This is a genomic window from Leptolyngbya sp. NK1-12 (genome assembly GCF_032598965.1).
GTDB lineage: Bacteria > Cyanobacteriota > Cyanobacteriia > Elainellales > Elainellaceae > Elainella.
This window is the reverse complement of record NZ_CP053586.1, coordinates 469417-482257: the sequence shown is the minus strand read 5'-3', so window position 1 is coordinate 482257 and position 12841 is coordinate 469417. Positions and strand designations below refer to the sequence as shown.

The 12841-nt window shown below is 52.0% G+C and carries 6 protein-coding genes; 5 read left to right on the top strand and 1 reads right to left on the bottom strand.

What is annotated here, in order from left to right:
• The first annotated feature begins 12 nt into the window (after positions 1-12).
• Genes HJG54_RS01630 through HJG54_RS01615 form a run of 4 tightly spaced genes read left to right on the top strand, consistent with a single transcriptional unit; the run spans position 13 to position 4453 of the window.
• Positions 13-936: a class I SAM-dependent methyltransferase gene (locus tag HJG54_RS01630; RefSeq protein ID WP_316432978.1), complete on the top strand. Its 924-nt coding sequence runs from the start codon at positions 13-15 to the stop codon at positions 934-936.
• Between the two features lie 26 nt (positions 937-962).
• Entirely contained in the window at positions 963-2183 is a 1221-nt protein-coding gene (locus HJG54_RS01625; RefSeq protein ID WP_316432977.1) for a class I SAM-dependent methyltransferase, read from the top strand.
• 25 nt (positions 2184-2208) lie between these two features.
• Positions 2209-3171 carry a phytanoyl-CoA dioxygenase family protein gene (locus HJG54_RS01620; RefSeq protein WP_316432976.1) on the top strand — a complete coding sequence of 321 codons (963 nt, stop codon included), beginning with the start codon at positions 2209-2211 and terminating at the stop codon, positions 3169-3171.
• Between the two features lie 37 nt (positions 3172-3208).
• Positions 3209-4453: a class I SAM-dependent methyltransferase gene (locus HJG54_RS01615; protein WP_316432975.1), complete on the top strand. Its 1245-nt coding sequence runs from the start codon at positions 3209-3211 to the stop codon at positions 4451-4453.
• Between the two features lie 499 nt (positions 4454-4952).
• Here the strand turns inward: HJG54_RS01615 and HJG54_RS01610 are convergent, their stop codons facing one another.
• Positions 4953-11234 (bottom strand): hypothetical protein, encoded by a 6282-nt coding sequence (locus HJG54_RS01610; RefSeq protein ID WP_316432974.1) that lies wholly within the window; start codon positions 11232-11234, stop codon positions 4953-4955.
• On the opposite strand from HJG54_RS01610, the gene HJG54_RS01605 reads away from it, so the two are divergent.
• Positions 11233-11841 (top strand): hypothetical protein, encoded by a 609-nt coding sequence (locus HJG54_RS01605; RefSeq protein ID WP_316432972.1) that lies wholly within the window; start codon positions 11233-11235, stop codon positions 11839-11841. The two genes, HJG54_RS01610 and HJG54_RS01605, sit on opposite strands and share 2 nt — an antisense overlap.
• The last annotated feature ends 1000 nt before the right edge of the window (positions 11842-12841 follow it).

The following is a 12841-nucleotide window of genomic DNA, read 5'->3' as shown; positions in this document are numbered from 1 at the left end:
TATTTGCGCTGTATGCAAACCCAAGCACTTCCAGTTTCGTCTTTCGAGTTGCAGCCTCCCGGTCAAATCTCGCTGATCGAACGTTTGCTTTATCGGTTGGGGCACCGTCAGCAGCGGCAGCGTTGGCATCGCTATTTGCAGCAGCGGTTTGGTCAAGATTTTCGGGCCGTCGATCCGGGACCAGTACCGCCGGTTAAACTAATCGCTAAAACCTCGGCGATGGATCAAGCAGGGCTAAACCGACAAGCCAATTCCGATCTCTACTTCGCTGGTGGCTATCACATTGCAGCCAATTGGTTCGCTATTTTAGAGCATTTTTCGATCAACCCCCGCACAATTGGCAGCATTCTTGAGTTAGGCTGTGGTACGGCCCGCAACCTGCGTCACTTTCGCTGCATCGAGGGACTGCGGCTGGTCGGCTCGGATGTGAATCCAGAGATGATTGATTGGTGTCAGCAGCATGTACCCGGCATTGAGTTCTACATTAACGAGCTACAGCCGCCTTTGGCCTTTGCCCAGCCCGATTCGTTTGATCTGGTGTTTGCTCTTTCTGTGTTCACCCATATTCCTTTGGAGTGGCAGCAAAGCTGGCTAGAGGAAATTCGGCGTGTGCTGCGTCCGGGCGGCATTTTTCTCTGTACGGTGGTGGGCAAACGCCATCCCCACTGGAACTATCTCACTGGTGAAGAACGAGCGGAATATGAGCGCACGGGTCGCTTGACCTTGACTAGCTCTAGCCCCAGCGCTTCGCTTTCAACTCAGGTGGGTGGCTCTGGTTGGGATATATTCCAGAAACGCTCGGAAGTAATCAGCGTATTTGGCTCAGTATTTGATCTGATTGACTACATCCCTGGCGCTCAAGATGTATTAGTGTTGGCGAAACCCGGTGGTGGTTGGCTGCCTCACACTCCCTACCCTGGGCTGGCAATTGGTTAATCCTGCCTTTCTTCATCTAGCAAGCTATGTCTGCAACCTGCTTTTCCTGTGGTCACACCCATCTCGAACCGGTTATTTCCTTTGGTGAAACGCCGTTGGCAGATGCTCTGTTAACCGAAGCGCAACTGCAAGAGCCAGAAATTTTTGCCCCGCTCGATCTGGTGTTCTGTCCCAACTGCACCCTGGTTCAGATCACCGAATCGGTACCGCCGGAAATTTTGTTTTGTCGCGATTATCCCTACTTCTCATCGGTCTCGAAAGCGCTGCTCAACCACTTTGCCACCAGCGCTGAATTTTTGATCGATTCGCGTTCGCTGGACAGCAACAGTTTGGTGATCGAGGCGGCCAGCAACGATGGCTACCTGCTGAAAAACTTTATGGCGAAGGGCATTCCGGTATTGGGCATCGACCCGGCAGAGGGACCGGCACAGGTCGCCCAAGCGGCTGGCATCCCGACACTCTGCACCTTCTTTGGCCGCGATTTAGCTCAACAGTTGCGGCAGGAAGGCAGAACTGCTGATGTGTTTTTGGCCAATAATGTCTTGGCCCATGTACCCGATTTGAACGGCTTTGTGGCCGGAATCAAACTCTTGCTCAAAGATACAGGCGTAGCGGTGATCGAAGCGCCTTATTTAGGAGATCTAATCGAACACTGTGAGTTTGACACAATTTACCACCAGCACCTCTGCTATTTTTCGGTTACAGCCCTAGACAAACTGTTTCGGCGGCATGGGCTGTATCTCAATCAGATCAAGCGGGTGCCAATTCACGGTGGTTCGCTGCGGCTGTTTGTCGAACCCCGCGAATCAGTAGACGCGTCGGTCACGAGTTTGCTGCAAGCCGAGGCCGAGACCGGAATGGATCAGTTGGCTTACTATCAACAGTTCGCTAATCAGGTGCGCCAGATCAAGGATGAGCTGTTGGGATTACTGCATCGCCTCAAGCAACAGGGTCACTCGATCGCCGCCTACGGAGCTGCCGCCAAAGCTACAACTCTACTGAGCTATGTTGAGATTGACCGCAGTTTAGTTGATTATGTGGTGGATCTGAATCCGTTCAAGCATGGGCGCTATATGGGTGGCAATCATTTACCGATTCTGCCGCCGAGTACGCTACTCGACAAACAGCCAGATTATGTTTTATTGCTGGCCTGGAATTTTGCCGAGGAAATTCTGAAGCAACAATCCGCTTATCGCCAACAGGGTGGTAAATTCATCGTTCCGATTCCCCAACCCATTGTGGTGTAGTTTATCTTCCTGATTTTGTCTAACTATGACTACCATTTATTTTGATTCTCGTGTTCCTGATGATCTAAGACGCCAGCGCTTGTACGACGGGCATATTTTCACCTACAGCCCCTGTCCCAGTACGGTGGCTCTCTGTGATCACGCCCGCACCATGATCGAAGCAGCCTTTGCCGGACTCGATCCGCTCTATGCCCAGTACCACATGCCGGTAGAAGAGTATGTGGCAATTGTGGCTCCCCTCAAGCCCAAGTTCATTCACCATCCCAAAACCAAGCAGTTGATTCGCAACATTTTAATCGAATTTGGCTGTGACCTCGACAAAACCTACCTCGATGTACCGCGTCTGCGCATGGTCACGAGCGATGGCTATCTCACCTCTGGGGTCGGCTATGCTCACCATCCCCATCGAGACACTTGGTTTTCTGCACCCATGTGTCAGATCAACTGGTGGCTGCCGATCTACGACTTCGAGTCTGAGAGTGCCCTCGCGTTTCATCCTGCCTACTGGAACCGACCAATCCGCAACGGCTCCCGCGAGTTCAGCTACTACGAATGGAACACGTTTGGGCGCAAAAATGCGGCTCAGCATATTCGTGCCGATACCCGCAAACAGCCCCATGCCGAAGAACCGATTGATCTAGAACCAGAACTGCGAGTTGTTTGTGAGACTGGCGGCGCGATTTTATTTTCACCCGCCCATCTCCATTCCACCGTACCCAACACCTCAGGCCGCACCCGCTACAGCATCGACTTCCGCACCGTCCATTGGAGCGAAGTAGCCACCCAAAGTGGTGCCCCCAATGCCGACTCCAACCCCCGCGACACCGCTCTACGCGACTTCCTGCGGGCTTCCGACCTAGCCCCCTTCCCCGCAGAAATTGTAGCGCTCTACGAAAAGGAACCTCCTGCTCGCGCCGATCTAAATTTGGTGTTTCGTCCCACCGAAATTGCATTAGAGTCAGCTCTAAAAATAAAAAGTAAAAAGTAATCATTCCCCCTACCCCCTACCCCTCCACCCCCTCACCATGAAACAACCTTCCCTGCTCGACCAACCCAAACTGCAGTCTCAAAAAAACTGCCCTAGCTGCGGTCATTCGCATCTGACATCGTTTTATCAGGTCCAGCAGGTACCAATTCATAGCTGTCTGATGTTGCCCACTCAGCAAGCAGCAATCGAGTTTCCAAAGGGGGATATCGATCTCGGCTTTTGCCCGCACTGTGGCTTTATCACCAATCTGGCCTATGATCCAGAATTGGCCGCCTATGCTCCCAATTACGAAGATCAGCAAAGCTTTTCCCCCACGTTCAATCAGTTCGCGCTGGATTTGGCAAATCATCTGATTGAGCGATACGACCTACACCACAAGCAGATTGTCGAGATTGGCTGTAGTAAGGGTGATTTTTTGCTGCTGCTGTGCGAATTGGGCAACAATTACGGCATCGGTATCGATCCCAGTGCAGTTCCAGGGCGGGTTCAGAGTGCAGCGGCTGACCGGGTGCGCTTCTTTGCCGAATACTATTCCGAGCGCCACAGCGAATATGTGGGTGATTTGATTTGCTGTCGCCATACTTTAGAACATATTTATGATGTCTCTGACTTATTGAAAACGGTCCGTCGTTCGATTGGTAATCGTCTGGACACAGCTATATTTTTTGAAATCCCCGATACGATTCGCATTCTCAAAGAGCTGGCCTTTGAAGATATATATTACGAACATTGCTCCTACTTCACGCCAGGTTCCCTAGCGCGGCTGTTCCGCTCCTGCGGCTTTGAAGTAACAGATTTATACCGCGCCTATGCCGATCAATATCTGCTGATTGAGGCACGTCCGGTGGCATCACCTTCTGATCTGATTCACCCGCAGGAAGAAACGTTGGAGCAACTGACCCAAGAGTTGCAGCATTTTCTCTATCGCATTCAAACCTATTTATCGAGCTGGAAACAGCACCTAAATCAACTCAAGCAACAAGGCAAGCGCGTAGTAATCTGGGGATCGGGGTCCAAGTGTGTTTCCTTCTTAACGACATTGGGCGCGACCGATCAGATTGAATACATTGTTGATATCAATCCCTATCGGCATGGCCGCTTCATTCCTGGTTTAGGTAAGGAAATCATGTCCCCTCAATTCTTGCAAGCCTATCAGCCAGATCAGGTAATTGTGATGAACCCCATCTACTCTAACGAGATTCAGCAGATGCTCAATCAGATGAATGTTGCCACTGATGTTGTTCCTCTTAGCATTGACCAGAAATTCCAGAGCAGTATCTAAATCATTCAAACCAATCAAACAACAGCTACGACTTAGGCTAGATTCAAACCGGATCTAGCCTAAGTCAACTTCTTTGTTTGTCTGAACTGTTTAATCACTCTTCTATTCTGCTTTCAGATCGCTTTCAGAGACTGTTTGTAAATGAATTTTAAGAGGCTAGAATCGACTTCCCATCTGATCCTCCCTAACCCTCCTTAAATAAGGAGGGAACCGAGTTAAATCTCTGAAGTCCCCCTTTTTAAGGGGGATTTAGGGGGATCTCAATCTTTGTTTACAAACAAGCTTTCAGATAGATGTGGTAAGCAAGTCGATCTAATTATTTAAACGATTTGTAGTGCAAGCGACTCGCTTGCGGTGGGCAAGATGCTCACACTCCCTTGTTCGTTTAATTGAGTTAAATGACTAATTGGTTGAATGACCTGCCTCCGGTTGGAACTAGAAAGGGGCAGGCAATGCCTACCCCTCAGTGTTGCAATCCGAAGATCCTTCAAAGCGGAGGCTAGAATTGGCTGAACGAAGCCTGGGTGAGGTCATTCGCCTGTACGTTTCTCACAACTGCCAGCACCGTATCACCGACACCGATTATTGTATGACGGCCGGATTGGGTGAGCGTAAGCTGACCGAAGGTTAAACCACGAGCCAATCCGATGGTATCGACGCCCACTTGGAAGTCGCGGATAGTATCTCTGCCCCTGCTTACTGCCAAGACAAAGACATCACGTCCAGGACCACCCACAAGGATGTCGCTGCCGCCACCGCCAACCAGAATGTCATCACCATTACCACCAAACAATCGGTCATTGCCAGCATTTCCAAACAGTTGATCATCGCCGCCAAAGCCGCTAATCACATCATTACCCTTCAATCCAGTGATGATGTCATCGCTATCAGTACCCCTGAGCACATCCCGTCCACGACTTCCAGTTCGGACAGTAGGTGGAGCTTTTGTGGCTTGAATGTTACCTCCGAGTGGAGTGGAATTATCTGCTAGATCTGCTGCTGGATCCGCAATCGGTGAAGCCCCACCTGAATTTGGTTGATCGTTGCCCTGGGTGGGGCCACCGGAAAGAGGTGGCTGATCAGGAGGCTGTTGACCATCATCTGGTGAACCGCCGGTTGCATCATCAGGTGGATTAGGATTATCCATGTCGCCATCGGTTGCATCATCAGGCGGATTAGGATTATCTGTGCCTCCGCCCGTTGCATCATCAGGTGGATTATCGGGTGAGTCGCCGGAGTCAGAATCGCTGTCAACAGGTGTTGGGTCAGGATCTGAGCCATCTGGATCGGTATCAGAAGTAGGTTCGTCGTCAGTGCCGGGTGGGTCAGTATCTGGATCGCTGCCTACGTCATCACCACCATCTGATGAATTATCACCAGAATCGCTTCCAGAAGTATCTACTGCAACGGGCTGTGTATTAGGATTACCCGTTCCGGTATTGTCCTCTGGTGGAGGATTACCGCCGCTAGAAGTACCAGTATCATCTGGAGGATTATCGGTTGGCGATTCATTAGATGGTTCGTTTGATGGTCCACCGGGTTGATAGTAGTTACCAGGCTGATAGTACCGACTTGGATCAATCAGCTCAGGAGGAACACCAAGTCCCACCAAGACTTGCTGCGCCAAGAGCAATAGCGCTACCTGAGGATTCGCAACATTAGTAACCGTGCCGCTCGGTAAACCGAGTTGGGTTTCTAATAAGCCGAGGCTGGCTTCTGCGGTATTGAGAGACAGGCTTCCCGGCGGTAATCCAAGTTGATTCGCCAGTAGCTCTAGAGCCGTCTGCAATGGATCAGGACTATTGATGATGGCCGAGAGCAGTGCTGGATTGAGTCCACCAGAGGGAGTGCCGCCACCTGGAGATGGCTGTGGGTTACCAGAACCATTCGTGTCAGTTGGAGAACCAGGAGAACCGTTTGAATCAGAAACTGGCTGTGCCCCATTGCTGCCCGGATCTGTAGAGGAATTTCCGCCAGGTGTTCCAGTTCCACCTACAGGACCACCCGAAGTACCGCTGCCTCCAGGGATATCATTAGCGCTACCAGATTGACCATTAGAATCACTGCCACTACCCGTGCTTCCAGTATTGGTATTGCCGGTGCCAGTATTTCCATCATTGGTATTGCCGGTGTTAGTGCTTCCGCCTCCAGTAGACCCATTGCCGCTGGAGCCGCCCCCTGTTTGACCACCGGGCTGGTAGTAAGTGTCGGGGTTAAGTATGTCGGGTGAAATTCCTAGAGTCGTCAATACCTGCTGAGCTACGAAAACCAGAGCTGCTTGTGGATCCGGTATGTTGCTTGCTGTACCCGGTGGTAAACCGAGCGGTGCTTCTAGGAGAGCCAAACTAGCCTGAGCGTTTTCCAACGACAAACTGCCTGGGGGTAAACCGAGCTGATTGGCTAGGACTTCCAGTCCTGCCTGTAACGGGTTAGGACTATTGATAATGGTTGCGATCAAATCAGGATTTCCAGAGGTGCCACCAGATGCTGTACCGTTGGAGCCAGTAGAGCCGGTTGACCCCGTTGAACCACCCGTTGAACCACCCGTTGAACCACCCGTTGAACCGCCCGTTGAACCGCCCGTTGAACCGCCCGTTGAACCACTTCCCGTTGAACCACTGGTTGACCCCGTGGAGCCTCCGGTGGAGCCAGAAGTATTCCCTGTAGACCCACCGCTGGTGGAACCACCTGTAGAGCCAGTGTTGCCAGATCCGGTAGTACCAGACCCCGAAGAGCCATTACCCGGATTGGAATTATCTACTACTGGTGGTGGTGGAGCAGGCAGGTTCTTCAGATTCTCGGATAGGGAGGGGATGCCTTCTAAGATGCTTACTGATCCTCGAGGCGTCATATCATCCGAGGAAGGCGACGTGTTGTTGGCTGCAAATTGCAAATCGATCAGCGCGGCAGAGGCACCGGTACCAGCCAAAGCTTGCTGAGCCAAAAAGACCAACGTGGCTTGGGGATTGCTGCTAAATGCAGCAACGGTACCCGCCGGTAATCCGAGTTGCGATTCAATTAGGGCAATACCAGCTTGGGGATTTTCTAGAGAAATGGTTCCAGGCGGTAATCCTAATTGAGTGGTAAGTAATCCTAATCCTGCCTCGAGTGGATTTGGGCTACTCAGCAGAGTCGCTACAGCGTTGGCAAATGCAGCAAAATCGGCCGCGGAGTTGTTTGCTGTAACTGCTCCGGTTGTACCTGTGGGTGCACTTCCTGTCTCTGTTGGGGTTCCCGTTGGCGTAGTGCCATTACTAGTTTGGCTACCAGATCCTTGAGGAACCCCTGTGGCAGCACCTGTGGTATCTGTGGCACCGGCGGCACCGGCGGAAGCAGAACTGCCGCCCGTTGGCGCAGCTTGCAATTTGGCCGACAGTGGCTGCAACGCTTGAGCAAGTTCTAAATACTCCTGAGGCGTCAGAGTCGGATTCGATAAGCTGCTGGCGGGAACACCAACCGCCTTCAAGGTTTCATTCGCAATTATCGTCAGGGCGGCTTGTGGGTTGCTCACTTGGCTCATGGAACCAGCAGGCAGACCAGCCTGTGTTTCTAATAGGGCCAAGCTTGCTTGGGCGTTACTGAGCGACAGACTGCCGGGCGGTAATCCAACTTGCGCTCCTACGATGTCTAAACCACCCTGTAGTGGATCGGGGCTGCTCATCAGGGCAGTAGCCAAACCTGCCGTTGGATTGGCCACGGTTTGTCCTGAATTAGCGGCTCCGCTCGTTGCTGTTTCAGTCCCGGTTCCCGTTGCTGAAGCCAACGCCGTACCGGATGTGCTGCTTGTAGTCGGGCTTGCTGCTGGGGTTGGAGTAGTCGAGTCGGTGGTTGCAGAACCGGTCGTGGCTGAACCAGTTGCAGCAGTAGTGGTTCCTGTTGTTGCCGCACCTGTAGCCGTACCTGTAGCTGTACCTGTAGCTGTACCTGTAGCTGTACCTGTACTTGCGGTTGAACTAGATCCTACAGGCGTTGCCACGCTTCCGGTGGTTGTAGCCGTAGCAGAACTAGCTGCTGTTGTACCTCCTGTGCTAGCCGTCGTGGTTCCGGTGGTTGGGGAGCCTGTTCCAGTTCCTGAAGCATTGCCCAACACTGAACTTGCCCCCGTTAGCATAGAGCCAATGATGGCAGTGCCAGCACTCGATCCGGTGTACCCTGCCATTGCGTTCAGGTAAGACTGCGTTCCGGATGCAGAGAGCGCCGAGGTGGTAGGACTGGAGGGTGCAACATAAGTATTAGCAGCTTGCAGGAGTCCTTGGGGAGTACCCAAACCAGCAGCATTGTTTTGTGTTCCTCCTCCTAGACCGAGCAAGAACGCACTCAGATCGGTAGAGCCACCCATCACTTCCCGCAGCGTTGCGGTTCTGTAGGTGGTAGAAGTATGATTACCACCACTGAAGAGGCCAGTACCCACGGTTTGCATCACCGCTACCCAAGTCAGCACCTCATCCATTAGGCTAGAAGCCAGAAGGCTGTTGACGCTGGGAGCAGCTGTAGTTGACTGCACAACTGCTACGGTTGAAGTACTGGTGGTTAAGGCTGCCGTACCGGGACCCGTTGCAGTGCCAGTTGCTGCAGGAATCGGGCTAGCCGTAGTTGCTGGGTTAGCTGCTGCCGTTGCTGCACTAGTGGTTGCACTAGTTGTCGCACTAGTTGTCGCATTTGTTGCGCCTGTAGCTGCGCCTGTAGCTGCACTTGCTGCCGCCGTAGTTGCAGCAGGCTGCGTTGTACTTGTGGCTGCTGCGCTTGCTGCCGTAGCTGCATTGCCTGTAGGTGCTGCTGTTGTTGCCGCTGCAGCAGGTACAGGATTGGGTGTGCTAAGCGCAATGGTGGCTTTAGCATCAACATTTCCTTCCCCGTGGGCTGCAAATCCCTGCGGTGTAAAGCTCATCGTACCAGCACCAACTGCCTGAACGTTAGCATCAACGCCCAAGACAGTGCCGTTCACATTGGTTAGGATTTGGGTGCCTGTATCTGCGGCTCCTGCACCGGCTGCATTCATGCCTGTTGGATCGAGGCTAAAGGTTCCAGCTCCAAGGGCTTTGAGGCTAGAACTCGATGCACCACTAGTATCTAGCCCCATGAAGCCTGTTTCTGTAGCACCAGAACCGGCTGCGTGAATCCCAGTACCGGTTGCGCTAAACAAACCAGTCCCTAGTGTCTTCAAACTAGAGGACATCACCACAATTCCATTCGAGAACATACTGGTCTGGGTCTCAGTAGCACCAGAACCGGCTGCATTTAGTGACGTAGTGGTCATGCTAAAGCTGCCTACACCAACGGACTTTAGGCTGGCATCCATCACCAAGTTGCCTAAGCCATCGTAGAGTTTCGAGCTAGTTTCCGTAGCACCAGAACCCGCCCCCTTCATGGTGTCGCCATTGATGGTAAAGGCACCAGCCCCTAGCGATTTCAACCAAGAGTCAATTACCAGAGCACCATTCAACGTGAACGCCTGAATATTGGCAGTAACAGTCAGATTCCCTTGAGAAGCCAGGGTAGGTTGCCCATTGGTGGTCTGTTGAGGAACGGGTTGAGATAGAGCAGTTGTGATCGCAGGCAAATTTGTTTGAATGCCCTGGGCTGCTGTGCTGCCTGTTGAGCCAGTTGTTGAACCTGTCGGCGTTCCTGTTGCCCCTGCTGCTACAGTTGTGGCAGTCGTGGCGGTTGTTACAGCAGTCGTTGTTACGGCAGTTGTTCCGCTCGTTGGTGTTGCAATTTCTGTAGCTGAAGATGCCGCAGTTGGAGTTAAACTGTTGTCTGTCTGGGTTGCAGCGGCTGTAGTTCCTGATGCTGTAGTTCCCGATGCTGTAGTTCCCGATGCTGTAGTTCCGGCAGCAGTTGAGGCAGCAGCAGTTCCTCCAGTTACAGCTGTGCTTCCGGCAGCAGTTGAGGCAGCAGCACCACCACTCGTCGTTCCGGTTGTAGCGGTGGCTGTAGCAGCAGTTCCTCCCGGCACCGTAGTGCTCTGCGGTGTGGCAGACGAGAGCGGTGCTGGAAGTGGCGATGGCAGTGGTGTTGGAATTAGGGATTTAACAATGTCATCAATAATCTTGGAGGTAGAAGCCGTCGTTGCTGAATCAACAGCCGTGCTGGCAATCGCAATTGGATTATTGGAGCCATTGACGAACACACCAGCCGCCGGTCCGTTTCCAGTATCAATCACGCCAACTGTGGCATTGGTCAACGAGGGTAAGCCCGCACTACCAAATAGGCTCTCACTCGGCACGAAATTGCTGGTCGGAGCAGCCGGAGTAGAGGTAACTGTGGTGGCAGTGGTTGCACTAGAAACAGTACTAGCCGTAGTGGGCGTAGGGCTGGCTGTAGGACTAACGACTGCTGTAGTGGTACTGGAGGTGGTGCTAGAAACAATCGCTGTACTAGTAGTGCCAGTTTCAGGATTAGGAGTTGCACTCTGCGTGCTCGCCACCGTACTCGCCACTGTTGCCGTACTAGCTGTACCCGCCGTTGGGCTAGTGGACGTTGTGCTTGTGCTAGAGACGGTGCTCGCCACTGTTGCTGTGCTGGCTCCTGCTACAGGGCTAGGTACCGGAGCAGGCACAGGCGTAGAATTGTAGACAAAAACGCTGGTGGCTAAGCCTTTGCTGGCATCAACTGCAACCGCCCCCGCCGCATTTGTAGTGCCGTCGTTGTAGGTTACTACAGCTGCACCTAGGCCCTTTGATTCTTCTACTGCCTTAGCCCCCGCCGCACTGTGGGTACTGGTGTTGTCTACTACTACATTGGCCTGCAAACCTGGAACCGCACTAGAACTAGCCTGCATGTCTGGTGCTGGTACGGGTAGGGGAGTGGCGGAGCTAGTTGATGTAGCTGTGGTAGTTGTAGCTGCTGTAGCGCCGCTGGCGGTACCTGTGCTTGTAGTACTGGCACTGGAAGCCGTGCTGCCCCCCGTCGGAACAGCAACAACCGCGGCTGAAGCACCTGCACTGGCAACTGGTGTACTTCCAGTGGAACCTCCAGTTGTTGCACTAGCTACTGTACCGGTTGGTGTAGCGATCTCGACGCTGTTCGCACCAGAACCGATGGGATCGGAGCTAGTGGGGCTAGAACTAGTGGAGCTAGTGGAGCCAGAACTAGCAGTGGCAGTGGAGGCGGTTGTACCGGCAGTTGATGCACTGGCAGTTGATGTACTACTAGTTGGTTCACTACTAGTTGGTTCACTAGTAGTTGATGCGCTCGCAGTTGTTACAGTAGCCGTGGTTGCATTAGCTGGTGCGACAATGGGCGTCGCCGTAGTTGCGGCAGTCGTAGTTGCGGCAGTCGTGGATGCCGTGGTCGCAGAGGTTGTAGACTTGGTGCTCGGAGCAACAGTACTCGTTGTTGAGGGATCAATTGATGTATTAGAACTCACAGGCGGCGAATTTAGCTGAGAGGACAAAGTGGAATCTGCTGCGGGGGCGGGAGCAGAAATTTGGTTTGTTTGAGCTGAACCTACAGCGGTGCTAGTACCAGTCGAATTAGAATTAACCGCGGTTGTGGTTCCAGCAGTTGTATTAGTGGTGGAATTACTCTGGGGCTGAGTTTCTGATGCACTGGAACTTGTCGGAGGCGAGTTTGAATCAGCAGAGGATTGTGGATCAACAGATGTTAAAACCGTCATAAAGAGTGCTCCAAAAAATCAGCGATCGCAGCAAGACAGCTTGCAGAAGACCCTGAAAAGCGGATGATCACCCTTGTATAAAATTCGTTCTCAGAGGAATCAACCTCGGTATCTGGTTTAATCTCACAAGAAAACTAGCATTTCACTGCCTTTAAACTTGAACAGTGAAACGTCTAACTTTTCTATGCAATGCAAAAGTTGATGCACGCTTCCTGAAGCGTTTCCTCATGGGGAATGGGATTCTTACGTATCAAGTTGCCACACAAACCCAGATTGTACGTAGAAGCATGTACAAAATTTATCGATATTTCACAGTCATACGGAAAGTGTAAGCTCAGAGTAAACCTTGTTACGCTTCGATAGCCGTTTGTTAGGCCATCAGTAGCAAGGGCTAATTAAATTACTGTAAATTTTACTTTGTAGGCCCGATAAATCACGGGCTAGTTCAAAGCGGTACATGAATCTGAGAATGGATTTATATAAAATTTGTGTAAAGCTGCTGGACTTTGCGTAAATCTGTTGAATAAGCTGTTTCCTAAATGACCAATTTTCGGTCGATTCCCTATACTTAGGGTGATAGCTCTCAGGTCTGTGCATTTAGGGGTGTGGATTGAAGGTGGTTTGACCATTAGGTTGCTGTCAGCTTGAGTTCTGCTCGATGTTGTTTGTGTACAGCTTTTTTCAGGCTAGTAAAGTACGAAAAACGGGGTGCAGGGGCAGTGCCCCTGCGTGGAGGCGAAACCCACACACACCCCATACCTCACATGAGT

Excerpts from the sequence above, each read along its gene's own strand:
- HJG54_RS01605 (WP_316432972.1), top strand. The coding sequence starts at position 11,233 with ATGTCTGGTGCTGGTACGGGTAGGGGAGTGGCGGAGCTAGTTGATGTA.
- HJG54_RS01610 (WP_316432974.1), bottom strand. The coding sequence starts at position 11,234 with ATGCAGGCTAGTTCTAGTGCGGTTCCAGGTTTGCAGGCCAATGTAGTA.
- HJG54_RS01620 (WP_316432976.1), top strand. The coding sequence starts at position 2,209 with ATGACTACCATTTATTTTGATTCTCGTGTTCCTGATGATCTAAGACGC.
- HJG54_RS01630 (WP_316432978.1), top strand. The coding sequence starts at position 13 with ATGCAAACCCAAGCACTTCCAGTTTCGTCTTTCGAGTTGCAGCCTCCC.
- HJG54_RS01615 (WP_316432975.1), top strand. The coding sequence starts at position 3,209 with ATGAAACAACCTTCCCTGCTCGACCAACCCAAACTGCAGTCTCAAAAA.
- HJG54_RS01625 (WP_316432977.1), top strand. The coding sequence starts at position 963 with ATGTCTGCAACCTGCTTTTCCTGTGGTCACACCCATCTCGAACCGGTT.